Genomic DNA, 26,527 nt, shown 5'->3' with positions numbered 1-26,527 from the left:
GAGTCCTTGAGAAGGCCATATACCTGAATTGAACCGGCGCTTTCGTGAGCACGCCCACGCCCACGAGAGGCTGCATTTTATCGGGTGCACAGGGGCTGTTTCATGAAAGGGCCTGCCTGTAACGGCACACAATCACGTCTCATCCCTGCGCAAAATCCCCATCGCCCACGATCTCCGCCATAATGCGTGCTCGACCTTTCCCCCTCTTCAAGTGACGCCTCATTCATGAAAACCGTGGCAATGGTCCTGTTTCCCGATTTTCTTCTGCTCGACATGGCGGGGCCTATGGAGGTCTTTTCCATTGCCAATCGTTACCTGGCACCTGACGAGCATTACCAGCTAAGCACTGTCGGTACGCAGAGCCATGCCATCCGCGCATCCAATGGGGTGCATGTGACCGCCGACGTTCACATGGAGCAGGCTGCTGGCAATCCTGACCTGTTGCTGGTGCCCGGCGGACCGGGTGCCTACGATGAAAAGCATCAACCTCTGGTGCGCTGGTTGCTGGAGGTCAAGGAACAGGCGGGGTGTATCGGGTCGATCTGTACCGGCGCGTTCATTCTGGGCGAGGCGGGACTGCTGGACGGCTATCGCGTCACGACCCACTGGCACTACACCGAGCGGCTTATCCAACGCTTCCCGAAAGCCATCGTCGAAACCGATCACATCTACATTCAGGATCGTAACCTGCTGACATCCGGCGGTGTGACGGCAGGTATCGACCTGGCGCTGGCGATTGTCGCTCAGGATCACGGCAAGAAAGTCGCACAGGATGTTGCCAAGGTGCTGCTGGTGTTGATGAAACGTCAGGGTGGTCAGGCGCAGTTCAGTCCGTTGATGAATGCCGTTGCGACTCAGCAAACCCCTGTCACGCGAGTGCAGAACTATGTACTGGAGCACCTGGATGAATCGTTCAGCGTCGAGCGCATGGCCAGCATGGCCAACATGAGCGCCCGGCACTTTGCCCGGCTGTTTCTGCGCGAAGTGCAGATGACGCCCATGGAGTTTCTGCAGAATGCGCGTATCGACCGGGCCAGAAGTCTGCTGGAGATCAGCGATCTGCCGCTCAAGACCGTGGCTTACCGAAGTGGCTTCGGCAGCGTGCGGCACATGCGTTTTCTGTTTGGTGAAAAACTCGGTCTGACGCCCTCCCAATACCGCGAACAATTCAGTTAGTTTCGACTGAAAAGCCCCGGTGTCCGTATTCGGCACCGCGTTGACCGTATGACGCCCCCTGAACAACTTGTTCCAGTGCGGTTGCCTGCCAAGATGAATAAGCATTATTCATCAGGGTGACGCAATGGACTGCCAGACAGTGTGCCTCGGCCAGCCTGCACCGTTGAACCGCTTCGATACCACGCACAGCGAGGCGGTGCTGTCGTTCGGTGCCTACACGTTCAACGTGCGTCAGCGGCTGATCACGCGTGGCGGTACGGCATTGCGTCTGGGCAGTCGGGCGCTGGACATTCTGCAGATACTGATTGAAAGCGCTGGCGAAGTCGTCAGCAAGCAGACCTTGCTGGATCAGGTCTGGCCCAGCTCATGCGTTGAGGAAATCAATCTGCGCGTGCACGTTGCCGCGCTGCGACGAGCCTTGAATGACGGACAACGCTACATCGAGACAATCCCGCAGCACGGTTACCGTTTCATCGCCAGGGTTGATCGCACCCAGGCTGGACCTGCGGCTCTGCCGATGCGTGCGACACATAACCTGCCGGTGCGCTTGAACCCGGTGATCGGACGCGATGAAGTGATCGGAAAACTGGTGCGCCAGCTGCCCGCCAAGCGCTTCATGAGTCTGGTGGGGGCGGGCGGTGTCGGCAAATCGTCGGTTGCCTGTCGTGTGGCCGACGCATTGTCCGGGCGCTATGAGGACGGCGTATGGCTGATCGATTTCTCTGTGGTAAGCGATGAACAATCGTTGGCTGACTGCCTGGCGGGCTTGCTTGAAAGCAAGGCAACGTCTTCCCTGCATAGCCTGTTCATCGAAACCGCCAAGGGGCGGCGTCTGCTGATTTTCGACAATTGCGAGGCGTTGCACGAACGTTGCGCTCATTGGGCAGACGCCTTGCTCGCTCTGGGGGGCGATCTGGTGATTTTGGCCACCAGCCGTAGCCCCTTGGGCATCCCGAGCGAATCGGTGTACCGCCTGGAGCCGCTGGCGTTCCCACCTGCGGGCACGCCGTGCAGCGTGGAGCAGGGGCTCGCTTATCCGGCCGTGCAATTGTTCGTCAATCGAGCTCAGGCGCGTCAGCAAGGATGGGCGGTGCGTGAGCGAGACATGGCTGTCATCGGCGAGATCTGCCGAAAACTCGACGGTCTGCCCTTGGCCATGGAACTGGCGGCGGCGCATATCGAAGTGTTTGCGCTGATGGGGTTGCAGGCCCAACTGGCTCATTGTGTGCACTGGCTGACCCAGGGGCGACGCAGTGCTGTCGTGCGCCATCAGTCTCTCAGGGCATCACTGGACTGGAGTTGTCTGAACCTTGGCGAGCAGGCGCAACAGGTATTATGCCGCCTGGCAGTCTTCGATGCCGCGTTCACGCGTGAGTCGGCCGTTGATGTCATCGGTTGCGACGGACTCGGCGCGCAGTCGGTGCGTGAGGGAATCGTGCAACTGGAGCACCACTCGTTGCTGTCGAGTGTGCGCGGTTCACGGGATGGGGGTGTGCGCTATGGCCTTTCTTACACCACACGACTGTATGCGCTGGAAAAGCTTGAACACAGTGGCGAGTTGCAGACATTCGCCACGCGCCACGCTCGCCATCTCAGCCTTCAGCGCTGGCTGGCGGTGAAAGCTCAATCAGTGGAGTTGGTCGAGTAAGGCCCGAGCGGCCTTGAGGTCGGGGGTTTCGAACCCTTCGCTGAAGCGCGCATGAACCGGTGCCAGCAGGACCCTGGCCTGTTGCCCCAAACCCCGGCGATGCCACAGACGTGCCAGCGAGGTTGCGCTGCGCAGTTCCCATGCCAACGCATGTTGGCTTCGTGCAATGTCGAGGGATTCAAGCAGCAGCGCTTCGCTCTGCTGATCGTCGTGCGCTGGCAACACTTCGGCCTTGGCGCGCAACAGTTCGGCGGTGCACCAGCCAGCCGCGCCCGTTTTCGCTCGCGCAAACTGTGCGTCATCCACTGCGACGGGGCGCAGGGTGGTCATGATGTCCTTGATCAGGCCCGTACAGTGGGCCTGATCTACCCGGTCATCCGTGTCGGTCAGCACCTGTTGATAGTGCTGCGCCCATCGGTAGAAGAGCAGGACCGAATGTTTCTGGGACTGTTCGCGCAGCAACTGCACCCGGTCGCTGGCGATTCGGGTATCGCCGTTGTAAAGCGCAAGCGGGCAGCCCGCCACGGCCAGGCTGTAGCAGATGGACGCGCCATGGTTGATCTGCAAAGCGATGTCCAGCGCTTGAGAGGCGGTTCGCCAGGCCTGTTCGGGCAAGCCCTGCAGCCAGAGAATGCGCGCCAGTAAGGTCAGTGATGCCACGCTGAGGTCATACTGGATTCCAAAACCTTGAGTGAAACGGTTGGAGTGATCGCTTTGCGCCATGCGCTGAATAACCTGTTCGGCTTCGCGTCGGGCCCGGCGTTGGTCACCGCTGTAGTGCAGCGCCAGGGCGCGCAGACGCTGGGCGCTCAGGCGCAGGGTTTCATTGACGTCGAGCCCCAGGCGATTGAACTGGTGGCTCTGTTCGAGCGTGGGCAGGTAATGACCGCTGCACAGATTGACCGCCACCTGTCCGGAGATGGCCTGCAGCCGACCGTTCAGGTCACCTGACTGTTCTGCCAGCAGGTGCGCGGTGGCAAACGCTTCCACGGTTTCTGGTGTGCCACCGACGGTGTGATACGAAAAGTTGGCCTGAGCCAGTTTCAAGACCATTTTCAGGTCCAGGCAGGGCAGGGGGTTGGCGTCCAGCAGCGCCAAGGCTCTGCGCACGTAGCCGCCATGCTCCTTGAGCAGCGACAGTTCCTGCCACAAGGGTGCCGACTGAGCCACGAGCCGAATGGCGATGGGCTGAGGCCGCTTGGTATTCAGGCCCCAGGCGAGTACCGAGCGGATATCCTCCAGGCTTCGGCTGTAGCGCTCGATCCACTGCTCGGTCGGCAGGCATTCCCAGTCCTGTCGTGCCTGCTCCATGATGGTCAGGCAGCGTCGGGCGTGACGATCCCGAATGCCTGGCAGCCCGGGGTGTTGCTGCAGTTTTTCCAGGGCGTAACGGCGCGTGGTGTCGAGCAGGTGATAGAACACCTCGTTATCACCGACCTCGACGTTCAGCAGGGATTTGCTCACCAGTTGCGTAATGGCGGCGAACACTTCAGGTGTCGCGATTGGTTGATCGGCTATCACAGCCGCAGCCGACTCCAGTGTGAAGCGAGCGCTGAAGATGCCCAGTCGCAGCAGACAATCCTGCTCCCATACGCTCAGCATCTGGAAGCTCCAGTCCAGCAGCGTGCTCAGCGTCTGATGTCGCGCCAGTACGCCGGATGAACCTTCAGCTTGCTGGAGATGCTCAAGCACTCCGCTAAGGTGCAAATGGCCGACCTGCGCAGCAGCCAGTTCGATCGCCAGTGGAAGTCCATCCAGTCGCTGACACAGCTCTATGGCCAGTGGCAGGTTTTCGTCGGTCAGTTCAAAGGGCTCATGACTGGCCATGGCGCGCTCGACGAACAGTTGCAGAGCCGGGTAGCCCATGGCGGATGAACGGTCGACGCTTTCCCGAGGCGGGCAGTCAAGTGCCTCCACCCGCTGCACGCACTCACCCTCGGCCCTCAGGCTTTCGCGGCTGGTGGTCAAAATATGCACGTGTGGCGCACTGCGCAGAATGCTTTCGCTGAGCTGCGCAATGGCGTCGATCAGGTGCTCGCAGTTATCAATCACCAGCAGCACCTGCCGTTCGCGTAGAAACGTGGCCAGATGGGTCATGGGCGCATCGTCGTGCAGCGACAATTCCAGTAGCGACGCCAGGTGCGGGACGATCAGTGCCGGGTCTGTCAGCGGCGTCAGGTCGAGCAGGCGAATGCCGTCGCGATAGCGGCCGATCAACTGCTCTGCAATGCGCAATGCCAATGTGGTCTTGCCGACGCCGCCGGGGCCGACCAGGGAAATGAAGCGGTGTTGCTGCAACTGCACGACCACGCGGTCGACCAAGGCCTCACGGCCCAGCAGGCGTGCGCGCCGCATCGGCAGGTTGTGGCGCGTCGGGTTTTTCATGCGGGCATCCGGTGCTTCTTCGCTGTATTCCACAAGAAGCGGGGCGACGAAGCTATAGCCGCGTTGCGCCACTGTCACGATATAGCGCTGTCCCGCCTGGCCATCGCCGAGCGCCTTGCGCAAGGCGGCCATGTGCACGCGCAGGTTGCCGTCTTCAACCACGCTTCTGGGCCAGACCCGCATCATCAACTGCTGCTTGCTGACCACGTTACCGGCGTGTTCGAGCAGTACCAGCAGAATGTCCACGGCGCGACGGCCCAGTCGCAGCGGGGTGTCGGTCTCAAGCACCAGCCGCTGGTGTGGATAGATGCGATAGGGGCCGAAGCGAATGGCTTGTTCGCCGAGAGCGGTCAACGGAGGGCTCCTGTCAGGTTGTCTGGCACTGGATGGCGCGCCCGAGTGCACAGAGTAGCCCAGAGCCTGCGTCACGACGCGGCCAACTCCGCGCGCTGGCCGTTTGTGCGTACATGCCCGCGCCAGGTGAAGGGATTGACGCCTTCTGCGCGGGAGAAGATATGCGAAAAGTGTGATTGATCACAGAATCCGCACTCTTGACTGATCTGGGTCAGGCTCATGGCGGTGTGCTGGATCAGGCATTTGGCACGGGCCAGGCGCTGCTCGCGGATCCATTCCTGAGGTGATAACCCGGTGCTGCACTTGAAGGCGCGGGAGAAGTAGCTGCGCGACAGGGCGCAGGCGCGTGCCAGTTCGGCCACTTCGATGTTTTCGCTCAGGTTGTCGCTGATCAACTGCTTGGCCAGTCGCTCGCGCCACGGTGACAACCCACCGCTGTGCCGGCCGGGTTTGTCGGTGCTCTGTGCCTGAGGGCAAAGTGTGCAGGCGTAACGTGAAAAGTGAGTCATGGCAAATGTCCGTGGTGATTGGGAGCTTTCCATGGGCAAGGATTTGCGCAGAGGCCTCTATTCTTGAATTCGCGGGCCGTACTGACGAGTTAATCGTTGTTAATTTCGAGGTGAACGGATGATGGCTAACTGATTGCCCGGCGGCTCTGCGTCGGCCTTTTCAGCGGCTCTGCAGCCAGCCCAGAAAGCCGCCTTTTCTCACCTGCGGCGGGGGTGCCAGCAGCATCGAATGGCTGTTCTTCTGGCGTACGGCCTGCAGCTTGTGCAGCGCCGTATTGACCTGGCTGGACTGCGCCATGCAGGCGCGGGCCATGGTCTTATCAATGCGATAAACGATGCTTGAGGTCAGGGCCGTGAAGCAGGCTTGGGAAGGCGTGTCGTCCAGCAGACCCTGTTCGCCCAGCACTTCGCTCGGCCCCATGCGCCCGGCTTCGACGCGTTGTTCGCCGTTGACCACTGCGGCACTGATGACGCCGGTGGCGATCACGAACAGTCCGTCAGGCACCTCGTTCAGGTCCAGCACCACCTGGCCTGCCGAGTACTGCTGAGCGGTCATGTGCTGCGCCAGATGATCGCGCTCCTCTTCGCTGAGCGAGCGGAACACTTTCACCTCTTCCAGCAATGCGCGGGCCCGGGAAGCCGGCTCAACGGCTGCATCGGGCTGGCGAACGATGCCTGCGGCTTCAAGGTGACGGTGCGCGAGGTCGAACAGTTGATTACGCACTTCGCCTTTTTTGCTCAGGTCGGCGATGAAACCGCTGGCCACGTATTCCGACATGCTCTCGCCGGACGCGTGCAGTACGGCCTTTGGCGCAGGGCTCAGCAACAGGCTGCTACTGCCTTGCAGGGTGCGCTCAAGAGCGTCGAGCACCCGACGTGGGCGAATGTGCGTCGGCACCTGAATGCTGATCGAAACGCCGTGCATATGGGTCGGACGGCTGAGGTTGACGATCTTGGCTTTGGCCGCCACCGAGTTGGGCACCACGGCGGTGCTGCCAGCATTGGTCAGCAAGTGCGTGGCGCGCCAGTCGATGTCGAGGACCTTGCCTTCGACACCATCGATCGACACCCAGTCGTCCACCTGATAAGGCTTGGTGGTGTTGAGCACGATCCCGGAAAACACATCGCTCAATGTGCTCTGCAACGCCAGACCGACGATGATCGCCATCGCACCTGACGTGGCCAGCAGACCTTTGACCGGCAGCTCCAGCACATAGCCTGCGGCCGCCACCACGGCGATCAGAAACACCAGCGCGCCGATCACGTCCTGCAACAATCGCCCGCTGTGCCCGATGCGGTGCATCAGCGCCAGGCCGATCAATACCGTGAGTACCCGCGCGGCGTAGACCCACCAGAGAATCGCCAGCGCCGTTGCGCCCAACTGAATCACGGTGTCGTCCGGCCAGGACGGTGCCTGCAACGGGCTGATGCCCGCGTTGATGATGAGTGTGCTGAACACCAGAAACAGTGCCAACCGAATGCTGACCCGCGCCACCCGCTGCTGCACTGGCGCTATGTGCCAGATCAGCACATCGGCCAACAGCAGCAGGGTGCTCCAGAGCAGCGGATGGCTCAATGACTGATACATGGGATGGCTCCACAGAACGTTGGGAAGGGGCTGTTTGCCCTGTGGACACAGACTAATGGGGTGCTGAAAAGTGAAAAAGCAGCTATAAAGCGTTTAACTGTCAACCAGGTCGTGACAATGAACCCTTTTGAAGACATGCGTATCTTTTGCCAGGTGATGGAGTCGGGCAGCTTCACCGCCGCTTCCGACAAGCTTGGGCTGTCCAAACAGTTCGTTAGCAGGCGCTTGATGCAGCTCGAAGAGCGGCTGGGTGTGCGGCTGTTGAACCGCTCCACGCGGCGGCTGGACGTCACGCCGCTGGGCCAGAGCTATTACGAATCGGCCTTGCGCCTGCTGGCCGAAGTCGAGCAGGTGGAGCAGGGCATCACCGGCCAGAACAGCGAGCCACGCGGCACCTTGCGCCTGAGCGCGCCGCTGTCGTTTGCCGTGGCGCACCTGGGCTGCCTGTTGCCGTTGTTTCTGCAGCGCTACCGAGACGTGTCGGTGGAAGTGGACCTGAGTGACCGCCCGGTGGATTTGCTCAGCGAGGGCTACGACCTGGTGCTGCGCATCGGTGTGCTGGAAGACTCCAGCCTGATCGCCCGGCGTATTGCGTCAATCGACCGGGTCTACTGCGCCAGCCCTGCGTACCTGGCCGAGCGCGGTACACCGGAAAAACCCGAGGACCTGCACGCCCATGACTGCCTCCCGTACGGTCATGGGCGTCAGGTGCAGTGGCGTTTCCAGGGCGCAGGCAAGCCGCTGAGCCTGAGTGTCAGCGGGCGGATGCGGGTCAACAATGGCGAGCTGCTTCGGGATGCCGCCGTGTCGGGGCTGGGCATCACTTACCTGCCGACGTTCATTGTCGGCGCGGCCTTGCGAGACGGCAGTCTGGTGCGCGTGCTGGACGACCTTCGGCCGGAGCCTTTGACCTTGTCGGCGGTGTACCCACAGCATCGCCAGGCATCCAGGCCGGTGCAGGCCTTCATCGAGTTCTTGCGTGAGCGGCTGGATGCGAGCATCGAACTGGATGATCGCCGCGGGTAAGGTTTTTCAGCGGAGTATTGTGCTGATGGGGCTCGCCGATGCAGTGTGTCGCGGCTGGATTGCTCGTTGCTCAGGCGTCCCGCTTCAAACGGCAGCATTGCGCCCGGCAAACACGGCCTTGCCGACGCCGATCAGCACGGCGTCGTTCTGCGGCGTATGAACCCGGCCACACAGCACGTTGCGGTAGTGACGCTGCAGCGGGTTGCTGCGCGACAGCCCCGGATTGCCGGACGCTTCGATGGCCAGTTCCACAGCGCGTATCGCATTACCGGTCACCAGGTATTTGAGCTGCCCGGCATGCTGCGCAGGCGTCAGGCCCTGAACCGCTGCATCCAGCAGGCTGCGGTTGGCGAACAGCAGCGTGTCGATGTGCCCGACGATTTCCTGAAAGCGCGGCAGGGTCGAGAGCGCTACGCCGAGGTTCGACGGCTTGCGCTGTTCCAGCCAGTCCACGAGCCAGTCGCGGGCGGACCGGGCAATCCCGTCGTACACCGATGACAGCAACACCGACATCCACAACGGACCCGCAGGGTCCAGATCCGGCTTCGGCGCGCTCCATGGGCTGACGCTCACTGCGTGCTCCAACGGCACCCACACATCGTCGAAACGAATCTCGTGGCTGTTGGTGGCGCGCATGCCCAGGTGGTCCCAGTCCTCGATGATCTGGATGCCGGGCGTGTCCTTGTGCACCAGCCAGGTGCCGACCAAAGGGTCTTCGTCATCGCTGCGGCCCCACACGGCAAACCAGGTCAGGCCATGGCTGCCTGTGGAGTAGATCTTGGTGCCGCTGATGCGCCAGCCATCTGCGGTACGACGCGCGACAGTGCCCGGCAAACCGCCACGCGCTGGCGTGCCCAGGTCGGGTTCGACGCGCAGGGCGTTGATCAGTGCGCCGTCGCGGACCGCCTCTTCGCCGACCCGCACGCGCAGGTCGCGGGGCCAATTGACGTTCTCTTGCAAGCGGGCGTGCTGCAGGTATTGCATTACCAGAATCAATGCCGTGGAAGGCTCGCCTCGGGCGACTGCGCTGATGACCTGCTGCGCCCGCGACAGATCTGCGCCACCACCGCCCAAGTCGGTCGGTACGACAAGGCCCAGCAAACCATGCTGGTGCAGCAGGCTGAAGTTGGCGTGCGGAAAGGCAGCGCTGGTGTCGTAGTGCTCGGCGGTTTCGGCCAGCGTCGCCGTCAGGCTGTTCAGCCGGGCGCTAAAGGCGGCGTCCGACTCAGGCAACGGTTGACGAAGGGTAGAAGGGTTCATGCGGGGTCCTTTCGCAGTGGGGCAATAAGCGAGTATGCGTTGAACAGGCTGATCATTGGCGGGCGGCCTGGGCAACCAGTCGTCATGGCTGACCAGTTGCGAAAGCAGCCTGCTACCGCGCCGCAGCACATCGCTCTCATGGGTATCGCTGTTGATGAGTTCGGTCAGCGCGTCGATGAAGGCCCCGAGTCGTTCGGGGTGGCGGTTCCGGGTCATGTCCATTCCACAGCAGTGTCGAGGAGATAGACGGATATAAGCATAATTATTGTATTTAATATGCTTTTTTTTAATGATTGGGTTGGAGCGAAAACGTCTTTCGCAGCTGACGTTTCCGGCTTATGTTGCAGGCGTGGGCTATCCACGAACGGCCGTTGGTACTATGCTTTTTGCCTATGTTCCTCTTATATTTTTATGTGCGGTCCGAATGAAAATTGATGATATCGATGCGTTCGTTGCAGTGATTCGCTGCCAGTCGATCAGCCACGCGGCTGAATCGCTGGACCTGACGCAGCCCGCCATTACGCGCCGGGTGCAGAATTTCGAGCACGCGCTGGGTGTCGAGCTGTTCGATCGCAACACCAAGCCGCTCAAGCCCACGCCCATGGGTATTCAGGTTTATCAGAAGTGCCTTGCGATCCTGCGCGAGATGGACGCGCTACGTGAATTGGTGGCCAGTGACACACCGCCCAGCGGACTGTTGCGTCTGGGTGTGCCACAGACCATTGGTGATGTGGTGCTGCTTGATGCTCTCAGGCAACTGAGGGGCGAATATCCCGACCTGCGCGCGCAAGTGAGTACTGGTTGGGGGAGTTACCTGATCGGCAAGATCGAGAACGGCGAGCTGGACGCCGCCGCCGCGCTGTTCCCGGCAGGCAAGATCTTCCCGGAAAACATCGTTGCTCACTCCATCGGCAAGATGGAGCTGGTGGTGGTCGGCGCGAAAAATACCGTGCCCAAAAAGCCTGTCAGGCTCGCCGACTGCTACGAGCAGGGCTGGGTGCTCAATCCCGACGGTTGCGGTTTCCGGTCCGGGCTGCAGCGCACATTGTCCAATCAGGGCCTGAGCATGAAGGTCAATCTGGAAACCTTCGGCACCGATCTGCAACTGGGGCTGGTAGCCGATGGTATGGGGTTGGGCCTGGTGCCGCGCCCATTGCTGGAACGCAGCATGCATCGCGACCAACTGGCGGTCGTGCCTTTGAAAGACTTCAAACCGGTACTGGACCTGTGGCTGTTCTACCCGCGTTTTCTGGGCAACCTGCAAGGGCCGGTGGAGGCTTTCGGCGCGTTGGTCGCGCGGTCGCTGGATCAGGTTTCAGCTGCCGCATGACGCGCGCTCCAGGCAGGCGATGGCACCTGCCTGTCTTCCCTGTCTATGTCGTCTGCTGGTGGCTCAGGCAACCTGCTCGCGAGCCTCGCGCTCGCGCCGGGCAACCCGTTCTCGGGTCGGCGGGATCAGCTTTTTGCCGTAATCGATGGCGTCATCCAGTGAGTCGAAGCCGCGAATCAGGAAGGTGGTAATCCCCAGGTCGTAGTAGTCCAGCAGGCGACGCGAGCCCTCGTTCGGCGGCTCGCGGCGCACGAAGCCGTTGCTCTCGGCCAATGCCCTGGCTTTCTCCAGAATACTGTCGGCACGTGCCCACGCCTGCGCCTCGGTGTCGGCCAGAATCGGTCGCAGTGACAGGCTGAAACGAATGGTGCGGCCATGCTTGGCTGCTTCGGCGCGTACCTGTTTGACCACGTCTCGCACTTGTTCGTACGTCTCGTCCCACAGTGCGTAAACGTCGGCGTGTTTACCTGCCACGGCAATCGCAGCGGCTGACGATCCTCCGAAGTACAGCGGTATGTGTGGCAGTTGTGGCGACTTCACCAGCGAGTGCGCACCTTCGAACTGGTAGTACGTGCCCTTGTGGTCGAACGGTTGATCGCTTGTCCACTTCTGGCGCACCACGCTCAGGTATTCATCGCTGCGTGCGTAGCGCTCGTGCTTGCCGATATGGCTGCCGTCGGCACGCAGTTCCTTGTCGTCGCCGCCGGTGATGATATGCACCGCTGTGCGCCCGCCGTTGAACACATCCAGCGTCGCAAACTGGCGTGCTGCGACGGTCGGCGAAATGAAACCGGAACAATGGGCGATCAGGAATTTCAGTGTGCGGGTCACACTCGCGGCGTGTGCAGCCGCTTGTTGAGCCTGTTGGGCGTCAAAGGGCATCAGCAGGACGCTGATCTGGACGATGTTGCGCACAACCCGACGCTTAACGACATTCGACGCGTCGCCAGCGCTCGTTGAGTGAGCTAACGGTGCGTATCATGTGCGCTCGTCTATGCGGAGCAAGCGTTCATGTCTGCTGAAAAACCTGAAGTGATCATCACGTATTGCACCCAGTGCCAATGGTTGCTGCGTGCTGCCTGGCTGGCACAGGAGCTGTTGAGCACCTTCTGCGATGATCTGGGCAAAGTCTCGCTGGAGCCCGCCACGGGCGGCGCGTTCCGGATTACCTGCGACGGCGTGCAGATCTGGGAGCGCAAGGCCGACGGTGGATTCCCGGAGGCCAAGGTGCTCAAGCAACGTGTGCGTGACCAGATCGATCCGGCACGTGATCTGGGTCATAACGACCGGTCCTGCGCAGCCGATCCTCAATGAGCGGCGGTTTTTGTGTCGCGACTGCTCATCAAGCCTGATATCAGAATGGCAACGATGATCAGCGTCCCGCCCAGCAGCATGCGCAGCGTGGGCGTTTCGGCGAAGATCAGCCAGGCGAACCCAATGCCGTAAAGCGGCTCCATGGCAAACACCACGGCCGCCGTCCGCGCCTTGAACACCGCCAGGCTCGCAACGAACAGGCCGTGCGCCAAGCCGGTGCAGAACACGCCGAGCAGAGCAATCCATAGCCAATCAACGGCAGAAACGGCAGGCAGCGCCGACGCTGCCCACGGCAACAGGCAGAGGGCGACGATCAGGTTCTGACACAGCGCGGCCTGCACCGCCGGCACATGGCTGGCGCTGGCGCGGTTGACCAGAGACAGCAGGGCGAAGGTCAGCCCCGAGAAGATCGCCCACAGCAGACCGCTCGTTGCCTGGCTGGCCAGATCGAACCCGGGTGTCACCAGAACAAGCCCCACGCTCACCAGCACGACCAGCAGCATTTCGATACGACGAATCCGCTCGCGAAACACCAGACCTTCCAACACCACGGTGAACGCCGGAAAGCTCGCGAACCCCAGCGTTGCCACTGCCACCCCTGCGATCTTCACCGCAAGAAAGAACGACACCCAGTGCAGGCTTAGCAACACACCACTGAGCACCAGGCGCGCGGCGCTGGCCCGGCTCAACGGTATCCAGTGCATGTTGCCGACTGACCTTGCGAACACCGCAAGTGCCGCAACTGCAAAGGCTGCACGACCGAAGACGATCACAGAGGGCGATGCGTGGGCCAGTTTGCCCAGCACACCCGACAGGCCAAACAGCAGGGCGCCCATATGCAGGGCGAGCAGGGCGGAGCGCGGGGTCATGACAGTCCTTGTGGGCGCGGCGACAGCCAAGTCTACCTCGCAAAAGCCATTGTCATGACATCGCCATGCACATGTCACATTCGGTTAACCGGCATACCGCACTCTCTTGGAAAACCTGCCGGAGGTCGTCCCATGAGCAGTGCTCAGCTCGCCAAACCCAGCCGCAAACAACGTGTACGGACCTTGTGGATTTCCGATGTGCACCTGGGCACGCGTGATTGCCAGGCTGAACACTTGTCGGCATTCCTCAAGCGCTATCAGGCTGACCGTATCTATCTGGTGGGCGACATCATCGACGGCTGGAAGCTGCGCGGCGGTATGTATTGGCCCCAGGCGCATACCAACGTCATCCGGCGTTTGCTGACCATGAGCAAGCGTGGCACTGAAGTGATCTACGTCACCGGCAACCACGACGAATTTCTGCGTCGTTACTCGAAGCTGATTCTGGGCAACATTCAACTGGTGGACGAGGCCGAACACGTGACAGCCGACGGTCGTCGTCTGTTGGTGATTCATGGCGATCAGTTCGATGTGATCACCCGTTATCACCGCTGGCTGGCGTTTCTGGGTGATTCGGCCTATGAGTTCACCCTGACCCTCAATCGCTGGCTTAACCACTGGCGTGCCAAATATGGCTATGGCTACTGGTCGCTGTCGGCGTACCTGAAGCACAAGGTCAAAAGCGCGGTGAATTTTATCAGTGATTTCGAAGAAGCCATCGCTCATGAATGTGTGAAGCGCGGGCTGGACGGCGTGGTGTGCGGGCACATTCACCACGCCGAAATTCGCCAGGTGGGCGGCGTGGAATACATGAACTGCGGAGACTGGGTGGAGTCCTGCACGGCGCTGATCGAGCACCTGGACGGCCAGATCGAACTGTTTCGGCTGGCAAATGCCCATTTGCAGGCCAGCCCGCAGGTCGAAGAGCAGGAAATGCCGGTCAGCGAGCCGGTTGCCTGAGTTCTCCAGACCGCGCCGGTTTGAAGCGGCACACGCTCAGAACGGCACACTCAGAGAAGGGCAGACTTAGAAGGGCACCTTGCCCAACAACATGTCGCGGTACATGACGAAATCGCCGAGCAGGCTGTAGAACGGGTGCTTGAAGGTGGCGGGGCGATTTTTCTCGAAGAAGAAATGCCCGACCCAGGCAAAGCCGTAACCGGCAATCGGTAACAGCGCCAATAGCCACCACCGCCCGCTGCCAATGCCAAAGGCCAGCAGAAAGATCACCAGCGACGTGCCCACGAAATGCAAGCGTCGACTGGTGCTGCTGCGGTGTTCCTCAAGGTAGTACGGATAGAAATCGGCAAAGCGGTTGAACGGCTTGACGGTGTCCATGTGCTGACCCTCGTGTTGGCTTCGGATCAGTCTAGCCTGACAGGGTGCTGTTTGGCAGCATCCATTCGGCGCAGTTCACCCTACTGTTAGAGGCGGCTTGCTGGTGATGAGCCTGAAGCGATGTTCCTGATACACCGCGTCAACTTCATCACGGGCAAGCCCCCTCCCACAGAAAAAAATAGCGTTCCTTCAGTGGGCTATTGCTTGTTTGATAAGGGATGTCCCTGTTTCTTGGCGCCGTCTCAAAGCAAACAACCGATTGTGGGAGGCAGCTTGCTGGCGACCTGCCGGGAACCGGCAGCAGAACTGACGCATCAGGCGTCAGCTTCTTTCATCCGCGTATCAATGCCGCCAGAACGCCGGTACGCACAGTACAAGCACGGTGATGATCTCCAGACGGCCCAACAGCATGCCGCCGGACAGAATCCACTTGGCAGCATCCGGTAGGGTGGAGAAGTTACCCGCAGGCCCAATGACTTCACCCAGCCCCGGGCCGACGCCTGACACCGTGCTGGCTGCGCCGGTCAGCGCGGTCATCCAGTCCAGGCCCAGCAGCGACAGCATCAGCGCAATCAGGCAGATGGTGATGGTGAAGAAGAACGAGAACGTCAGAATCGAGCGCACGATTTCGTCGTCCAGCCGGTGGCCGTTGTATTTCTGTTTCATCACGGCGCGCGGGTGGATCAACTGGTTGAGGTTGGTCTTGAGCAGGATGTAGGCGACCTGAAACCGGAAGATTTTCACGCCGCCTGCCGTCGAGCCGGAGCAGCCGCCGATAAAGCCCAGGTAAAAGAACAGCATCAGCGAGAAATTGCCCCACAGGCTGTAGTCCCCCAGCGCAAAGCCTGTGGTGGTGACCACCGACGTGACGTTCAGCGCCACGTGGCGCAACGCCTCGGTCCACGGCAGGTCAGTGGTGTTCGCATACCAGACAGTCATCACCAGCCAGGTGATCAACAGCAGGGCAATCAGCCCTTGCACCTGTTCGTCCCGGAACAATGCGCCCCGATTGCCGCGCAGCGTGGCGACGTAGAGGGTAAAGGGCAGGCTGCCCAGGATCATGACCACAATGGCGACCCAGTGAACCGCAGGCTGTGGCCATTTGGCCAGGGACAGGTCGGACGTCGAGAAACCGCCGGTGGAAATCGCTGACATGGCGTGGTTGATCGCATCGAACAGGCTCATGCCCGCCATCCAGAACGCCAGACTGCCCAGCGCAGTGAAGCTGACATAAGCCAGCACGATGAACTTGGCCACCATGTGCGAGCGGGGCATGACCTTTTCGGAGCGGTCGGAGGATTCGGTCTGGAACAGGCGCATGCCGCCGATTCGCAAGAGCGGAAGAATCGCGACGGCCATGCCGATGAAGCCGATGCCGCCCAGCCAGTGCAGCATGGAACGCCAGATCAGAATCCCCGGCGACATGCTGTCCAGGTTGCTGAGCACGGTCGAGCCGGTGGCCGTGATGCCGGACATGCTTTCAAAGAAGGAGTCGGTGTAGCTGATGTGCTGGGTCAGCAAAAACGGCAACGCCGCGAAAATACACACTACGATCCAGCTGGACACCGTAAGCATGTACATATCGCGCGGCCGCAACTGAACGTGCTCGGGTCGGCCTGGCAGCACCATCGCGAGCCCGGCGATGAAGGTGATGGCGCTGGCCCACAAAAAGGCGCGCAGGTCTTCGAAACGGTCGTAGATGACCAGCGTGGCCATGGGCACGATCATGGCGACAGCCAGAGTGATCAGAAAGATGCCGATGATGAAACCGATGATGCGAAGGGTCAGCAACGACATGAAAGGCTCTGGTTGCAGTGAAGAAAGGCGCCATTCTACCCGCGCGCGTAGGCATGTAAACCAGCATGGCCGGGCGCTGCGTTCGACATTGCCTGTAAGTAATTGCCCCGCGTGCTCGTTATTGAAGCCATACACGCTCTAGAATGCCCGATCATCTTTGATAAGGAGACAGCCCATGCAGGCGCTCGACGCTTTGCTCAACCGCGTATCGGTTCCACGTCTGGTCGATCCGGCCCCGGATGCCGCACAGCGGGAAATCATGTTCGGTGCAGCCTTGCGCTCACCTGATCACGGCCAGCTGCGACCGTATCGTTTCCTGACCGTCGAAGGCTCGGCACGCGAGCGCATGGGCACCTTGCTGGCCGAGGCGTTGGAGCAGGGCGGTGGCGAGGTTACTGCGCAGGCACTGGACAAGGCCCGTCAGGGTCCGTTACGTGCGCCGCTGGTCGTGGTGGTGATCGCGCGGTTGCAGGATCACTTCAAGGTGCCACGCAAGGAGCAGTTGATCACTGCCGGGTGTGCGGCGCATGGGGTGTTGCTGGCGGCTTACGCGCTGGGTGTCGGCGCTGTCTGGCGTACGGGCGAGTTGTCATATACGCCGCATGTGGCCAAAGGGCTCGGGCTTGAAGCCAATGAAGAAGTGATCGGCTTTCTTTACCTGGGCACCCCGTTGAACCCGCCCCGCGAAGCACCGAAGGTCGACGTGGGCGCGTTTGTCAGCCAATGGCAGGGCTGATCAGGCCCTAGACCGGTGAGGGATTGATGGGCTCCGGCGGCAGATCCAGCGTGGCGATAAAACCGCCTTGCGGATGATTGCCCAGAGTCATGCTGCCGCCGTGACGTTCTGCGGCGCGCCGGGCGATTGCCAGTCCCAGCCCGTGGCCCGGCGCAGTCTGGCCGGGTGCGCGGTAGAACGGCTCACCCAGTTGCGCCAGATGCTCTTCAGCGACCCCCGGGCCGTGATCGCGCACGCTCAGGCGTATGTGGTTGTCCACGCGCGTGGCCTGCAAATCGATGCTCTGGCCCGGCGGGTTGAAGCGCAGGGCATTGCGCAGCAGGTTGTCCAGCGCTCGTTCGATCATGTCCGGCCAGCCTTGCAAGTGCAGATCGCTTTGTACGTGCACCTGAATGTTCTGCTCGACACCGTCGAGTTGCGTGTCGTGCTTCAGGCGATGCAGCAGCCCTTCCAGATCGACTGGCTCGGCGCTGCCAAAGTCCGCATCCAGACGTGCCAGGGCCAGAATCTCGCTGATCAGCGCTTCCAGCCGATCGCATTCGCGACCCAGGCGCGGCCACAACTTTTCCCGTTCGACAGGTTCGGCACGTTCTGCCAGGGCCAGCGCGATGCGCAGGCGCGCCAGCGGTGAGCGCAGTTCATGGGACACGTCGCGCAGCAACTGACGCTGGCTGCCGATCAGACTTTGCAGACGCGCGCCCATGCGGTTGAAATCAGTGGCCAGCACGCCGAATTCGTCACGACGGTTGGCCAGTTGCGCCAGGCTGTGCTGTTGGTAACTGGTCTGCCCCAGGTCATGCACCGCGCCGCGCAAGCGACTCAGCGGCCGGGTGATCGACAGGGTCACAAACAGGCTGAACAGGGTCAGCACAACCAGCGCGATGCCCAGCGCACTCAGCGGCCACATCAGGCTCTGGCGATGCCATTGATCGAGTTCCGGGTGGGGGATCCGGTAGATAAACAGATAGGTTTCGCCAGTTTTGGGGCTGGTGTATTCGGTTGCCAGACGCCGCCACGGCAGTTTTCTGCCGTCATCGTCGTCATCGCCCTGCTGCTGGCGCGCTTCAAGGGCTGCTGCACGAGGCGGGAAGGTGCCGCGCACCACAGGCTCGCCACTGTCATTGAGCACCTGCACGTCAATGCGGTTGCGGCGTTTTAGGTTCTGCAGGTAATCCTGAGACGCCTCGGCGCCCTGTTCTTCGAAACGCTGGGTCCAGTTTTCCGGCAGATTGTTGAGCACCGGATGACGGCTGAGGATCCAGGCGTCCTGATTAAGCATGTGCCCGAGCAGAATCGACAGGCCTGCAACCAGAGCAATGGCCAGCCAGAAACTGGCCAGGATTCGCCAGAACAATGAACGCACAGGTTTTCCTCGGTCAAGAAATGAGCAAGCCCGGCATGCTCGAGCATGCCGGGTTGGTTGCAGTCAGTCTGCCCTGGGGCGTGACCGGTATTATTGCGCTTTTGCAGCCTTCGCGGCTTTCCAGGCCTTGAATTCAGCCCATTCGGCGCGACGTTCGTCCTGCTTTTTCTTGATTTCATCGAACTGCTTCTGCTGATCAGGCTTGAGCAGGGCGCGAATCTGGGTATCGGTTTCGGTACGCTTGGCGTTGATCTCGTCCTGCATGGCCTTCTGCTCAGGAGCAGGCATCTTGTCCAGGTAGCGCTGAGTGATGTCACGACGTTCGTGCATCTGTTCGCGCATCAGACGGTCGATCTGCTGGCGCTGTTCACGCGACAGGTCCAGATCACGGAACGGGCCTGGGCCGCGATGCATGCCAGGGCCTGGGCCACGGTCGTCGCGTTCCATATGCATGGCCGGTGCGCCAGGTTCAGCACCTGCAGGTGGCGGTGGAACAGCCATGGCAACGGTAGGCAGGGCAGCGGCGAACATCAAAGCGATCAGGGTCTTGCGCATGGTGTATCTCCTTGTCTCTAGTGCGGCTCTATGCCGTTGAGCCCAGTTTAGGGAGATCAAGGTCAAGCGCGGTCAGGGCTTGGTAAAGCTTGTGTAAGCCTAAAGGCTGTAATAGTAGCCACGGCTGCGCAGCGCCATGATCCGCGGGCGGCCGTCCGGGTGAGGGCCGATCTTCTTGCGCAGATTGCTGACGTGCATGTCCAGACTGCGATCGTAGAGGGTCAGCTTGCGGCCCAGCGCCAGTTGCGCCAGTTCCTGCTTGTCCAGCGGTTCGCCCGGCTGGCGCAGCAAGGCTTCCAGCAGGCGGCTTTCCGACACGGTCAGGGTCAGTTCTTTCTCGTCGATGCTGACCACGCCGCGCATCGGGCTGAAGGTCAGGTCGCCCAGCTCAAGCTGAGTCGACGACGCCACCGGATGGCTGCGGCGCAGCACGGCGCGCAGGCGGGCAGTTAGCTCGCGGGGATCGCAGGGTTTGGCCAGATAATCGTCAGCGCCCAGTTCCAGGCCCAGAATGCGGTCCAGCGGTTCGCCGCGTGCCGACAGCATCACCACTGGCAGATCAGGGTGTTCGGAGCGCAACTGCTTGAGCAGTTCCAGACCGCTGCCGTCGGGTAGCATCACGTCCAGTACCACCGCTGACGGGGCTTGCTCGGCCAGCGCCTGACGAGCACTTTGCCCATCGTGACAGGCACGCACCTGAAAACCTTCCTGGCTCAGCCAACTGCTCAGCAGCTCACACAGCTCCTGATCATCATCAATTAGTAACAGCTCGCTCATGTCTCACTCAATTTAGCCACTGCCGGCGTTGCCTACGCCAACCGCTGACAAATATACCGCACAGAAGGGCAATCATCGCAACGCCACCTCCTGCGATGAACCATTGTTGTTGCTCGGTCAGCAGGCGCGGTGGCGTGGCTGACAGCGCTTCTTTGAGCTGCAACTTGAGCTTTTGGTTCTCTTGGCGCGAGCGGCTCAACAGGGCGCTGTCGCGTTCGACGCTTTGTGCCTGCCTGACCAGCTCTTCGCGCTGACGTTCGCTCTCGCCCAGTCGCGCCTGAAGGTCGGCTATCTGGCTCGCCGCGTTTGCATAATGCGCCGCAGGTGTCGCCCCGGTGACATCCGCTCCTTCTGCCTGGACCTGCAGGCTTGTTCCCGACATCGCTATCAGCAGACACAACGTACCTGAACGCATCTGAACTCCCGTTGACCAGAACCGTTTTTAGTGGAACCTCGGCAGGTTGTCGGCAGCGCGTGGGGAATGATGAGGGCGGCGGGGTAGCAGGGCGTGAAGCGGGCGGGTCCTGCGGTGTTACGTGCAGGACCGCACAGGGGACTCAGCGTCGGTCAGGGCAGAACCAGCTTGAACGGCTTGACCACTACGTTGGCGTAGACGCCTGCCTCGACGAACGGATCGGCCTTGGCCCAGCTTTCTGCTGCACTCAAGGAGTCGAACTCGGCAACGATCAGGCTGCCGCTGAAACCGGCTGCGCCTGGATCGTTGCTGTCGACCGCAGGATGCGGGCCTGCCAGGATCAGGCGGCCTGCATCCTTGAGCGCATTGAGTCGATCAAGATGCGCAGGGCGCACGCTCAAGCGTTTTTCCAGCGAGTTTTCGACGTCAGTGGCGGTGATTGCGTAGAGCATGTCAGTCCTCGGATTTGGTCGTGGTGGAAGCTGCGTCATTCAGGTGGCGGGACAGGTAGATGCCTTGTGCCACCAGGAAAATCAGGGTCATGCCCAGACTGCCGAAGACCTTGAAGTCGACCCAGAATTCTTGATAAGTGAACGCCACATAGAGGTTGGCCGCACCGCAAAACAGGAAGAAGAAGATCCAGGCGATGTTCAGTTTGGTCCAGATGGCAGCCGGCAAGGTCAACGCGTGACCCATGATGCGCTGGATCAGTGGACGATCACCAATGAAATGGCTACCGGCAAATGCCAGGGCAAACAGCCAGTTGACCACTGGCGCTTTCCACTTGAGGAAGGTTTCGCTGTGAAAGGCCAGTGTCAGGCTGCCGAACACCAGGCACGCGATGAGGGTCAGCCATTGGCTCTTCTCCAGCTTGCGCTGCTTTATATAGAGAATGCCGTAAACCACCACAGAACTGATGATCAGCATGGCTGTGGCGCTGAAAATGCCGCCTACCATATAGCTGTTGCCCAGGATATCCACTGCGCGGGGTTCGGTTTTGTAGACAATGAAAAACAGGAGCAGCGGGATGAAGTCGATGAATTGTTTCACAATGGCAGCCAGAAGCAGGATGTAGCGGCATAATAACAAACATCAATGACTGCGAAAGCACCACTATGAATGTTGATCTGCATTGCCACAGCACCGCTTCGGATGGAGCCTTGTCGCCCACCGCACTGGTAACGCGTGCTTACGAAAATGGCGTGCGTGTCCTTTCGCTCACCGACCACGACACCCTCGAAGGTCTCGAAGAGGCCCGTGCGACGGCGCATTCACTGGGTATGCAACTGGTCAACGGTGTAGAGTTGTCCTGCACCTGGGGCGGGGCGACCATCCATATTTTGGGGTACGCATTCGACACTCAGGCACCTGCCCTGACCGAAGCCATCGCCCGTTTGCATGACGGACGCTGGCTACGCGCTGAAGAAATCAGTCGCAAATTGGCGATCAAAGGTATGCCTGGTGCGCTGGAAGGTGCCCGGGCGATCCAGAAAGAGCTGGGCGATAGCGGTAATGCGCCAGCGCGTCCGCATTTCGCTGACTTTCTGGTGCGCGAAGGTTACGTCAAGGATCGCGCCGAGGCATTCCGCAAATGGTTGGGCGCGGGCAAACTGGGTGACGTCAAGCAGCACTGGCCTACGCTGGAGGACACGGTGGCGACCTTGCGGGCCTCCGGCGCCTGGGTCAGCCTCGCGCATCCTTCGCATTATGACTTTACCCGCAGTAAACGGCGTAAACTGGTGGGCGATTTCATCCAGGCTGGCGGTCACGCCATCGAAGTGGTCAACGGTATGCAACCCGCCGATCAAGTCGGAACCCTGGCAATCCTGGCCCGAGAGTTTGGTCTGCTGGTGTCCGCCGGCAGCGACTTCCATGGCCCCGGCGCCTGGGGCGAAATTGGCGTTTATCGCCCGGTCCCGGAGGATTTGCCACCTTTATGGTGCAGATTCAAACATGAACAGCCTACTGCCGCCGTCTGAACAGGAAGTTACCGTGAGTCAATTTTTCCAGGTCCACCCGGAGAACCCGCAACCGCGCCTGATCAAACAGGCTGCGGAAATCATCAAGGCCGGCGGGCTGGTGGTGTACCCGACAGATTCGTCCTACGCGCTGGGTTGCCAGATCGGCGACAAGAGCGCCATCGAGCGTATCCGTCGTCTGCGGCAACTGGACGACAAGCACAACTTCACGCTGATGTGCTGCGATCTGTCGCAACTGGGCCTGTTTGCCAAAGTCGACACTGGCGCTTTCCGTGCATTGAAAGCCCACACGCCTGGCCCTTACACCTTCATTCTCAACGCCACACGAGAAGTGCCGCGCCTGATCCTGCACCCCAAGCGTCGCACCATTGGCCTGCGTGTGCCGAGCCACCCGATTACCCAGGCGTTGCTGGAACAATTGGGTGAGCCGCTGATGAGTGTCAGCCTGATCATGCCGGGTGACAGCGTGCCGCTGAGCGATCCCTATGAAATGCGCGAAATCCTCGAACATCAGGTAGACCTGATCATCGACGGCGGCATGGGCGGTATCTCCGCGTCCACGGTCATCAATCTGTCCGAAGGCGAACCGCAGGTGATTCGAGTCGGCTGTGGCGATCCGACGCCATTTGGTGACGGTTCTTAATGACAGTGGTCGAGACGGTCGACAGTCAGGCCGATGCCCAGCAGGAGCTGCCGTTTGCCCTGGTCTACGGCCAGGCGCTCACGCAGATGCCGCTGGACCTTTATATTCCGCCGGATGCGCTGGAAGTCTTTCTCGAAGCCTTCGAAGGCCCGCTCGACCTGCTGCTTTACCTGATCCGCAAACAGAACATCGACATCCTCGACATCCCGGTGGCGGAAATCACCAAGCAGTACATGGGCTATGTCGAGCTGATGAAAACCGTGCGCCTGGAGCTTGCGGCCGAGTACCTGGTGATGGCGGCCATGCTCGCCGAGATCAAATCGCGCATGTTGCTGCCGCGTTCGGCGGAAATCGAAGAAGAGGAAGGTGATCCGCGTGCCGAGCTGATTCGTCGTCTGCAGGAGTACGAACGCTTCAAGGCCGCTGCCGAGGGCCTTGATGGCCTGAAACGTGTCGGGCGTGACGTCATCGTGCCGAAACTGGATGCCCCTGAGGCCCGGGCGCGAAAGCTGTTGCCGGATGTCAGCCTTGAAGAGGTGCTGATGTCGATGGCTGAAGTGCTGCATCGCGGCGACATGTTCGAAAGCCATCAGGTGAGCCGCGAAGCCCTGTCTACCCGCGAGCGCATGAGCGACGTGCTGGAACGCCTAAAGGGCGGCGGTTTCGTGCCGTTTGCCGAGTTGTTCACTGCCGAGGAGGGGCGACTTGGTGTGGTGGTCACGTTCATGGCTGTGCTTGAGCTGGTCAAGGAATCGCTGGTCGAGCTGGTCCAAAACGAGCCCTTTGCGGCGATCCATGTCAGGGCGCGAGCCGAGTAGAGCCAGAGCACACCCATGAACCTCAACGAACCCCGCGAACTTGCGCCACTGCTTGAAGCTTTTCTGCTGGCCTCCGGAAAGCCGCAAACGCTTGATCGGCTGTATGAGCTGTTTGAGGAAGGCGAGCGCCCGGAGCCGCCGATCTTCAAGAAAGCGCTGGAGCTGTTGCGCAAGTCCTGCGACGGCCGGGCCTTCGAGCTCAAGGAAGTCGCGTCCGGTTATCGTCTGCAGATTCGTGACAAGTTTTCGCCTTGGGTCGGACGCCTGTGGGAAGAGCGGCCTCAGCGCTATTCCCGTGCCATGCTCGAAACCCTGGCGCTGATCGCTTATCGTCAGCCGATTACCCGGGGCGAGATCGAGGATGTGCGTGGCGTCGCGGTAAACAGCCATATCGTCAAGACGCTCATGGAGCGCGAGTGGATTCGCGTGGTGGGCTATCGCGATGTACCGGGCAAGCCAGCGATGTTCGCCACCACCAAGGGCTTCCTCGACCATTTCAACCTCAAGAGCCTGGACGAACTGCCGCCGCTGGCAGACCTGCGCGAAATGGAAACCGAGCCGGAGCTGGACTTCGAGGACGCTCCGGTCCCTGCGCATATCCAGGCGCTAGCCGACGCCAGCCTGGATGTTGACGAAGCGCCCGAACCAGCGCGCGATGAAACCAGCTTTCGCAGCCTGCTGGTTGAACTGGACTCCATGGAGCAGGGGCTCAAGACGGATTTTGATGACCTTTTACGGGCTGAACCTGAATCGGTTGATGAAGAATCGGTTGATGAACAAGATCCGGATCAAGCCCCCAAGCCTGATTGACTGTCTTGCGTACGAAGTTCGTCTATCGGTGGGAGGCGGCTTGCCGGCGATGTCGTCAGGTCAGGCACTGAACGGTTGCCTGTCAGATCGCAGCGCCGGTAAGCCGTCTCCCACATAGCGCATTCCTGTATCAGCCATCACGTCGAATTCATCCCTCCACCTGCGGTCACACCTTCTGTCACCTTTCCCTCGAGAGTCGCTGTCCATGAGTTCAACCAAGAACCCCTGCATCAGCCTGTGCAAATTCGACGACGATATTTGTCTGGGATGCGGTCGCAGCAAGCGGGAAATCAAGGCGTGGAAGAAGCTGGAAAAGGACGAAAAGCGCGAAGTGCTGAGTGAATCAGCCAAGCGGCTGGCGAAGCTCAAGACCGGTGGTCGCAAAAAGAAGAAGTGATACCGGTAATTACGCCGCGCCCTGGATGCGCAAAAGGCCGCAGGGGCGTATGATGGCCGACCCTCGGCGATAACCTTTTCGCCAGGGCTTCAAGTATTTCGCCTTGCGGCTATCCACAGCGCGCAGGGCACAGGTCTCGCCGGTTCTCGGCCAGCCCTGATTCGACACACCGGGAGGTGCCCAGATGAGTGAAAAAGACAAGCAGGACAGCCAGGAAATCGGACCCGCAGGCGAAAAGCTGCAGAAGGTTCTGGCGCGCATTGGCGTGGGCTCACGCCGTGACGTAGAAGCCTGGATTACCCAAGGCCGTATCAAGGTCAACGGTAAGGACGCGACCCTTGGTCAGCGTGTTGACCTGCACGACGCCATCAGCGTCGACGGTCGCGTGATCAAGCGCGAAGAAGCGGCCGAAACGGTTCGCCGCGTCATCATGTACAACAAGCCGGACGGTGAGATCTGCACCCGTGACGACCCCGAAGGCCGTCCGACCGTATTCGATCGCCTGCCGCGCCCGAAAGAAGGCCGCTGGATCAATATCGGTCGTCTGGACATCAACACCACCGGTCTGCTGATGTTCACCACCGACGGTGAGCTGGCCAACCGTTTGATGCACCCGTCGTTCGAAATGGACCGCGAATACGCAGTACGTGTGCGTGGCGAAGTTGACGACGACATGCTGCTGCGTTTGAAAAACGGCGTGATCCTCGAAGACGGTCCTGCGCGTTTCACCGACATTCAGCAGGCACCGGGCGGCGAAGGCTTCAACCACTGGTATCACTGCGTGGTGATGGAAGGCCGTAACCGCGAAGTGCGTCGCCTCTGGGAATCCCAGGGTCTGGTGGTCAGCCGCCTGAAGCGCGTGCGTTACGGGCCGGTGTTCCTGAACTCCGACCTGCCGATGGGCCGCTGGCGTGAAATGAGCCAGTACGAAGTCGACATTCTGGCTGCTGAAGTCGGCCTGACACCTGTGGCCCAGCCGCAGATGAACGCCAAGACCAAGGAAAAACTGGAGCGTCTGCAGCGTCAATCGTCCCGCCCGCTGGGCAAAGGCGAGCGCGTGCGTACCTTGCGTCCTGCCGCTGGCGCTGGCGCATCAACGTCCAGCGAACGTTCGCAGCGTCAACCGCAGATCACCGGCAGCGACCGTGATCGTCCGCGTGGCGATTCGACCCAGCGTCCTTCACCGCGCAAGGATTCCGGCAAGCCAGGTTCGCGTTCGCCGCGTCCGGCTGATAACAGCCGTGGTACTCCGGTAGCCGAGCGTCCGAGCGACATGAACAAGCGCCCGGCCAAGCCAGCGCCCAAGCGTGCCGGCATCAAGCTGGTTGACGATGACGCGCCGTCAGGTAAGCGTCGTGGTCCGCCAGCAGGCTCGGGCCAACGCCCAGGCTTCGGTCGTCGCAAGCCACAGTAAGCGTGGCGTGTGAGCAGCGTGTGTGA

At 60.8% G+C, this 26,527-nt stretch carries 26 protein-coding genes and 1 pseudogene; 13 read left to right on the top strand and 14 right to left on the bottom strand.

Annotation, left to right across the window (positions count from 1 at the left end):
• The first annotated feature begins 225 nt into the window (after nucleotides 1-225).
• Nucleotides 226-1,176 (top strand): GlxA family transcriptional regulator, encoded by a 951-nt coding sequence (locus tag H8S56_RS09600; RefSeq protein WP_024689037.1) that lies wholly within the window; start codon nucleotides 226-228, stop codon nucleotides 1,174-1,176.
• Between the two features lie 124 nt (nucleotides 1,177-1,300).
• Nucleotides 1,301-2,824: an ATP-binding protein gene (locus H8S56_RS09595; RefSeq protein WP_187518501.1), complete on the top strand. Its 1,524-nt coding sequence runs from the start codon at nucleotides 1,301-1,303 to the stop codon at nucleotides 2,822-2,824.
• Here the strand turns inward: H8S56_RS09595 and H8S56_RS09590 are convergent.
• The 3 genes from H8S56_RS09590 to H8S56_RS09580 all read right to left on the bottom strand — a co-directional run bounded on the left by H8S56_RS09590 (nucleotide 2,804) and on the right by H8S56_RS09580 (nucleotide 7,660).
• Complete coding sequence (locus tag H8S56_RS09590) at nucleotides 2,804-5,563, bottom strand: ATP-binding protein (protein WP_187518500.1); 2,760 nt, start codon at nucleotides 5,561-5,563, stop codon at nucleotides 2,804-2,806. The genes H8S56_RS09595 and H8S56_RS09590 overlap by 21 nt on opposite strands.
• Nucleotides 5,564-5,634: 71 nt before the next feature.
• Entirely contained in the window at nucleotides 5,635-6,072 is a 438-nt protein-coding gene (locus tag H8S56_RS09585; protein WP_024689040.1) for a helix-turn-helix domain-containing protein, read from the bottom strand.
• Between the two features lie 160 nt (nucleotides 6,073-6,232).
• Nucleotides 6,233-7,660 carry a mechanosensitive ion channel family protein gene (locus H8S56_RS09580; RefSeq protein ID WP_187518499.1) on the bottom strand — a complete coding sequence of 476 codons (1,428 nt, stop codon included), beginning with the start codon at nucleotides 7,658-7,660 and terminating at the stop codon, nucleotides 6,233-6,235.
• 117 nt (nucleotides 7,661-7,777) lie between these two features.
• On the opposite strand from H8S56_RS09580, the gene H8S56_RS09575 reads away from it, so the two are divergent.
• A complete protein-coding gene (locus tag H8S56_RS09575; RefSeq protein ID WP_024689042.1) occupies nucleotides 7,778-8,686 on the top strand; it encodes a LysR family transcriptional regulator in 909 nt (302 codons plus the stop codon).
• Nucleotides 8,687-8,770: 84 nt separating this feature from the next.
• On the opposite strand, the gene H8S56_RS09570 is transcribed toward H8S56_RS09575, so the two are convergent.
• On the bottom strand, nucleotides 8,771-9,946 hold the full coding sequence (locus H8S56_RS09570) for an acyl-CoA dehydrogenase family protein (RefSeq protein ID WP_187518559.1): 1,176 nt from the start codon (nucleotides 9,944-9,946) through the stop codon (nucleotides 8,771-8,773).
• A 424-nt stretch (nucleotides 9,947-10,370) separates the two neighbouring features.
• On the opposite strand from H8S56_RS09570, the gene H8S56_RS09565 reads away from it, so the two are divergent.
• A complete protein-coding gene (locus H8S56_RS09565; protein ID WP_187518498.1) occupies nucleotides 10,371-11,276 on the top strand; it encodes a LysR family transcriptional regulator in 906 nt (301 codons plus the stop codon).
• 63 nt (nucleotides 11,277-11,339) lie between these two features.
• Here the strand turns inward: H8S56_RS09565 and H8S56_RS09560 are convergent.
• A pseudogene (locus H8S56_RS09560) lies at nucleotides 11,340-12,125 on the bottom strand (LLM class flavin-dependent oxidoreductase); the annotation flags it as partial.
• 162 nt (nucleotides 12,126-12,287) lie between these two features.
• On the opposite strand from H8S56_RS09560, the gene H8S56_RS09555 reads away from it, so the two are divergent.
• Entirely contained in the window at nucleotides 12,288-12,590 is a 303-nt protein-coding gene (locus H8S56_RS09555; RefSeq protein ID WP_024685605.1) for a SelT/SelW/SelH family protein, read from the top strand.
• Here H8S56_RS09555 and H8S56_RS09550 read toward each other — a convergent pair.
• Entirely contained in the window at nucleotides 12,584-13,459 is an 876-nt protein-coding gene (locus H8S56_RS09550) for a DMT family transporter (protein WP_187518497.1), read from the bottom strand. The two genes, H8S56_RS09555 and H8S56_RS09550, sit on opposite strands and share 7 nt — an antisense overlap.
• Nucleotides 13,460-13,591: 132 nt before the next feature.
• Between H8S56_RS09550 and H8S56_RS09545 the strand changes: the two genes are divergently transcribed.
• Complete coding sequence (locus tag H8S56_RS09545; RefSeq protein WP_024685607.1) at nucleotides 13,592-14,419, top strand: UDP-2,3-diacylglucosamine diphosphatase; 828 nt, start codon at nucleotides 13,592-13,594, stop codon at nucleotides 14,417-14,419.
• A gap of 66 nt (nucleotides 14,420-14,485) precedes the next feature.
• Here the strand turns inward: H8S56_RS09545 and H8S56_RS09540 are convergent, their stop codons facing one another.
• Nucleotides 14,486-14,797 carry a DUF962 domain-containing protein gene (locus tag H8S56_RS09540; protein ID WP_187518496.1) on the bottom strand — a complete coding sequence of 104 codons (312 nt, stop codon included), beginning with the start codon at nucleotides 14,795-14,797 and terminating at the stop codon, nucleotides 14,486-14,488.
• A 342-nt stretch (nucleotides 14,798-15,139) separates the two neighbouring features.
• Nucleotides 15,140-16,594, bottom strand: coding sequence for a TrkH family potassium uptake protein (locus H8S56_RS09535; RefSeq protein ID WP_024689169.1), 1,455 nt, complete (start codon nucleotides 16,592-16,594; stop codon nucleotides 15,140-15,142).
• 175 nt (nucleotides 16,595-16,769) lie between these two features.
• On the opposite strand from H8S56_RS09535, the gene H8S56_RS09530 reads away from it, so the two are divergent.
• Nucleotides 16,770-17,330 carry a nitroreductase family protein gene (locus tag H8S56_RS09530; RefSeq protein ID WP_024689170.1) on the top strand — a complete coding sequence of 187 codons (561 nt, stop codon included), beginning with the start codon at nucleotides 16,770-16,772 and terminating at the stop codon, nucleotides 17,328-17,330.
• A gap of 7 nt (nucleotides 17,331-17,337) precedes the next feature.
• Here H8S56_RS09530 and H8S56_RS09525 read toward each other — a convergent pair whose 3' ends face one another.
• The 6 genes from H8S56_RS09525 to H8S56_RS09500 all read right to left on the bottom strand — a co-directional run bounded on the left by H8S56_RS09525 (nucleotide 17,338) and on the right by H8S56_RS09500 (nucleotide 21,490).
• Nucleotides 17,338-18,693: a sensor histidine kinase gene (locus H8S56_RS09525; RefSeq protein ID WP_187518495.1), complete on the bottom strand. Its 1,356-nt coding sequence runs from the start codon at nucleotides 18,691-18,693 to the stop codon at nucleotides 17,338-17,340.
• A gap of 90 nt (nucleotides 18,694-18,783) precedes the next feature.
• Nucleotides 18,784-19,248 (bottom strand): Spy/CpxP family protein refolding chaperone, encoded by a 465-nt coding sequence (locus H8S56_RS09520; protein WP_024689172.1) that lies wholly within the window; start codon nucleotides 19,246-19,248, stop codon nucleotides 18,784-18,786.
• A gap of 99 nt (nucleotides 19,249-19,347) precedes the next feature.
• Nucleotides 19,348-20,025 (bottom strand): response regulator transcription factor, encoded by a 678-nt coding sequence (locus H8S56_RS09515; protein ID WP_024689173.1) that lies wholly within the window; start codon nucleotides 20,023-20,025, stop codon nucleotides 19,348-19,350.
• Nucleotides 20,026-20,032: 7 nt separating this feature from the next.
• Complete coding sequence (locus tag H8S56_RS09510; RefSeq protein ID WP_024689174.1) at nucleotides 20,033-20,440, bottom strand: translation initiation factor 2; 408 nt, start codon at nucleotides 20,438-20,440, stop codon at nucleotides 20,033-20,035.
• Between the two features lie 152 nt (nucleotides 20,441-20,592).
• Nucleotides 20,593-20,892 (bottom strand): YciI family protein, encoded by a 300-nt coding sequence (locus H8S56_RS09505; protein ID WP_187518494.1) that lies wholly within the window; start codon nucleotides 20,890-20,892, stop codon nucleotides 20,593-20,595.
• Between the two features lies 1 nt (nucleotide 20,893).
• Nucleotides 20,894-21,490, bottom strand: coding sequence for a septation protein A (locus H8S56_RS09500; RefSeq protein ID WP_024689176.1), 597 nt, complete (start codon nucleotides 21,488-21,490; stop codon nucleotides 20,894-20,896).
• A gap of 65 nt (nucleotides 21,491-21,555) precedes the next feature.
• Here H8S56_RS09500 and H8S56_RS09495 point away from each other — a divergent pair, with 65 nt between their 5' ends.
• From H8S56_RS09495 to rluB, 6 genes are all read left to right on the top strand, one after another.
• A complete protein-coding gene (locus H8S56_RS09495; protein WP_024689177.1) occupies nucleotides 21,556-22,419 on the top strand; it encodes a PHP domain-containing protein in 864 nt (287 codons plus the stop codon).
• A gap of 13 nt (nucleotides 22,420-22,432) precedes the next feature.
• The gene (locus H8S56_RS09490; protein ID WP_187518493.1) at nucleotides 22,433-23,062 is read left to right on the top strand and encodes an L-threonylcarbamoyladenylate synthase; all 630 of its coding nucleotides are present in this window, start codon (nucleotides 22,433-22,435) and stop codon (nucleotides 23,060-23,062) included.
• A gap of 119 nt (nucleotides 23,063-23,181) precedes the next feature.
• Nucleotides 23,182-23,880, top strand: a complete 699-nt coding sequence (locus H8S56_RS09485; RefSeq protein ID WP_175561716.1) for a segregation and condensation protein A — start codon at nucleotides 23,182-23,184, stop codon at nucleotides 23,878-23,880.
• 15 nt (nucleotides 23,881-23,895) lie between these two features.
• On the top strand, nucleotides 23,896-24,690 hold the full coding sequence (gene scpB / locus H8S56_RS09480; RefSeq protein ID WP_187518492.1) for an SMC-Scp complex subunit ScpB: 795 nt from the start codon (nucleotides 23,896-23,898) through the stop codon (nucleotides 24,688-24,690).
• A 205-nt stretch (nucleotides 24,691-24,895) separates the two neighbouring features.
• Entirely contained in the window at nucleotides 24,896-25,087 is a 192-nt protein-coding gene (locus tag H8S56_RS09475) for a DUF1289 domain-containing protein (RefSeq protein WP_024689181.1), read from the top strand.
• 184 nt (nucleotides 25,088-25,271) lie between these two features.
• Nucleotides 25,272-26,501 carry a 23S rRNA pseudouridine(2605) synthase RluB gene (rluB, locus tag H8S56_RS09470; protein WP_187518491.1) on the top strand — a complete coding sequence of 410 codons (1,230 nt, stop codon included), beginning with the start codon at nucleotides 25,272-25,274 and terminating at the stop codon, nucleotides 26,499-26,501.
• The last annotated feature ends 26 nt before the right edge of the window (nucleotides 26,502-26,527 follow it).

The organism is Pseudomonas triticifolii (assembly GCF_014358015.1).
GTDB lineage: Bacteria > Pseudomonadota > Gammaproteobacteria > Pseudomonadales > Pseudomonadaceae > Aquipseudomonas > Aquipseudomonas triticifolii.
Note: the sequence above shows the minus strand (reverse complement) of the source record. Positions and strands in the feature narration are given on the sequence as shown.

Coding starts and splice junctions, on each gene's coding strand:
- H8S56_RS09510 (WP_024689174.1), bottom strand. CDS start 20,440: ATGCGTTCAGGTACGTTGTGTCTGCTGATAGCGATGTCGGGAACAAGC.
- H8S56_RS09520 (WP_024689172.1), bottom strand. CDS start 19,248: ATGCGCAAGACCCTGATCGCTTTGATGTTCGCCGCTGCCCTGCCTACC.
- H8S56_RS09550 (WP_187518497.1), bottom strand. CDS start 13,459: ATGACCCCGCGCTCCGCCCTGCTCGCCCTGCATATGGGCGCCCTGCTG.
- H8S56_RS09575 (WP_024689042.1), top strand. CDS start 7,778: ATGAACCCTTTTGAAGACATGCGTATCTTTTGCCAGGTGATGGAGTCG.
- H8S56_RS09535 (WP_024689169.1), bottom strand. CDS start 16,594: ATGTCGTTGCTGACCCTTCGCATCATCGGTTTCATCATCGGCATCTTT.
- H8S56_RS09585 (WP_024689040.1), bottom strand. CDS start 6,072: ATGACTCACTTTTCACGTTACGCCTGCACACTTTGCCCTCAGGCACAG.
- H8S56_RS09530 (WP_024689170.1), top strand. CDS start 16,770: ATGCAGGCGCTCGACGCTTTGCTCAACCGCGTATCGGTTCCACGTCTG.
- H8S56_RS09515 (WP_024689173.1), bottom strand. CDS start 20,025: ATGAGCGAGCTGTTACTAATTGATGATGATCAGGAGCTGTGTGAGCTG.
- H8S56_RS09555 (WP_024685605.1), top strand. CDS start 12,288: ATGTCTGCTGAAAAACCTGAAGTGATCATCACGTATTGCACCCAGTGC.
- H8S56_RS09600 (WP_024689037.1), top strand. CDS start 226: ATGAAAACCGTGGCAATGGTCCTGTTTCCCGATTTTCTTCTGCTCGAC.
- H8S56_RS09475 (WP_024689181.1), top strand. CDS start 24,896: ATGAGTTCAACCAAGAACCCCTGCATCAGCCTGTGCAAATTCGACGAC.
- H8S56_RS09545 (WP_024685607.1), top strand. CDS start 13,592: ATGAGCAGTGCTCAGCTCGCCAAACCCAGCCGCAAACAACGTGTACGG.
- H8S56_RS09540 (WP_187518496.1), bottom strand. CDS start 14,797: ATGGACACCGTCAAGCCGTTCAACCGCTTTGCCGATTTCTATCCGTAC.
- scpB (WP_187518492.1), top strand. CDS start 23,896: ATGAACCTCAACGAACCCCGCGAACTTGCGCCACTGCTTGAAGCTTTT.
- H8S56_RS09580 (WP_187518499.1), bottom strand. CDS start 7,660: ATGTATCAGTCATTGAGCCATCCGCTGCTCTGGAGCACCCTGCTGCTG.
- H8S56_RS09570 (WP_187518559.1), bottom strand. CDS start 9,946: ATGAACCCTTCTACCCTTCGTCAACCGTTGCCTGAGTCGGACGCCGCC.
- H8S56_RS09565 (WP_187518498.1), top strand. CDS start 10,371: ATGAAAATTGATGATATCGATGCGTTCGTTGCAGTGATTCGCTGCCAG.
- H8S56_RS09595 (WP_187518501.1), top strand. CDS start 1,301: ATGGACTGCCAGACAGTGTGCCTCGGCCAGCCTGCACCGTTGAACCGC.
- H8S56_RS09505 (WP_187518494.1), bottom strand. CDS start 20,892: ATGCTCTACGCAATCACCGCCACTGACGTCGAAAACTCGCTGGAAAAA.
- rluB (WP_187518491.1), top strand. CDS start 25,272: ATGAGTGAAAAAGACAAGCAGGACAGCCAGGAAATCGGACCCGCAGGC.
- H8S56_RS09495 (WP_024689177.1), top strand. CDS start 21,556: ATGAATGTTGATCTGCATTGCCACAGCACCGCTTCGGATGGAGCCTTG.